The following is a 775-nucleotide window of genomic DNA, read 5'->3' on the forward strand; positions in this document are numbered from 1 at the left end:
CGCCTCGTGCAGATCGGCGCCGTCGACGTTGGAGACGAACCGGAACGTCATGTCCCGCGCGGTGTAGGCGCGCAGCGCCTCATACGCCATCGCCGGGCCCAGGTCCGAACCGCCGATGCCGATGTTGACGACGTTGCGGATCCGCCGGCCCGTGTGACCCGTCCACTCACCGGAGCGCACCCGGCGGGCGAAGTCGGCCATCCGGTCCAGCACCGCGTGCACGGCCGGGACGACGTCCTCCCCGTCGACCTCGATCACCGCGTCCCTGGGCGCCCGCAGCGCGGTGTGCAGCACCGCCCGGTCCTCGGTGGTGTTGATCCGCTCCCCGCGGAACATCGCGTCCCGCAACCCGAACACATCCGTCGCCGCGGCCAGTTCACGCAACAGCCGCAGCGTCTCGTCGGTGACCAGATGCTTGGAGTAGTCGATCCGCAGGTCGCCGACGTACACGACATACCGCTCGGCGCGGGACGGGTCGTCGGCGAACAGGTCGCGCAGGCCCGGCAGCCCCTGTGCGCGGTGCTGCTCCAGGGCGTCCCACTCGGGGCGGCGGGCCGGTTCGGGGACGTCAGACATGGGCGGGAATCTCCTCGAGGGCCTCGCCGCGCAGGGCGACGGCGTACATCTCGTCCGCGTCGAGGCGCCGGAGCTCCTCGGCGATGAGCTCGGCGGTGGAGCGGACCTTCAGGGCCAGCCGGCGCGGTGGCTGGCCCGGAAGGGTGAGCGTGGCCAGGGGGCCCTCGGGCCGGTCGATCACGATCTCGCCGTCCTCGGT

At 72.4% G+C, this 775-nt stretch carries 1 protein-coding gene and 1 pseudogene; both read right to left on the reverse strand.

The genetic code is table 11. The features are described 5' to 3' along the window. A pseudogene (locus LPA54_RS33685) lies at positions 1-576 on the reverse strand (glucose-6-phosphate isomerase); the annotation flags it as partial. Next, the coding region (locus LPA54_RS33690) for an OpcA/G6PD domain-containing protein (protein ID WP_228984507.1) at positions 569-775 on the reverse strand (207 nt) is incomplete at its 5' end. The pseudogene LPA54_RS33685 and the gene LPA54_RS33690, both read right to left, overlap by 8 nt.

The sequence above is a fragment of the Streptomyces sp. DH12 genome, assembly GCF_020873895.1.
In the GTDB taxonomy this organism is placed as follows: Bacteria; Actinomycetota; Actinomycetes; order Streptomycetales; family Streptomycetaceae; genus Streptomyces.